This is a genomic window from Bradyrhizobium sp. P2_E8 (assembly GCF_056403875.1).
In genome coordinates this window covers 1-703 of record NZ_JBFUES010001801.1, presented here as the reverse complement: position 1 = coordinate 703, position 703 = coordinate 1, and the positions used below count along the sequence as shown (strand labels likewise).

The following is a 703-nucleotide window of genomic DNA, read 5'->3' as shown; positions in this document are numbered from 1 at the left end:
GACAGGCAGGCCGCGCTCACGCACGATCCCGACAAATACCTCACCGAGGCCGACCAGCAGCGCGACAGCATCGGCTCCAACAACTGGGTGATCGCGGCATCGCGCACGGCGACGGGCCGCCCGATCCTTGCCAACGATCCGCATCGCGAGCACAGCGTGCCTTCGCTGCGTTACATCGTCGGCCTCAATGCGCCGGGCCTCTCGGTGATCGGCGCCGGCGAGCCGGCGCTGCCCGGCATCTCGATCGGCCACAACGGCACCATCGCCTTCGGCCTTACGATTTTCAACGTCGACCAGGAAGACCTCTACGTCTACGAACTCAATCCGCAAAACCCAAACCAGTACCGCTACGGCAATGGCTGGGAAGACATGCGAATCGTCCACGAGACCGAGCAGGTCAAGGGCGAGGCCGATCGCGACCTCGAGCTGAAGTTCACCCGCCACGGTCCCGTCATCTTCGTCGACGATGCAAACAAGCGCGCCTTTGCCGTGCGCTCGATCTGGTTCGAGCCCGGCACCTCCGCCTATTTCGGCTCCTCCGACTACATGACCGCGAAGGACTGGAACGGCTTCCTCGCCGCCATGCGGCGCTGGGGCGCGCCGTCGGAGAACCAGGTCTATGCCGACACCCGCGGCAATATCGGCTGGGTTGCCGCTGGCAAGACGCCGCGGCGCGGCAATTTCGACGGCCTGATGCCGGTGC

1 protein-coding gene is annotated in these 703 nt (G+C 65.3%); it reads left to right on the top strand.

The annotated features are described in order from the left end of the window. The coding region (locus tag AC1D00_RS44005) for a penicillin acylase family protein (protein WP_477015057.1) at window positions 1–703 on the top strand (703 nt) is incomplete at both ends.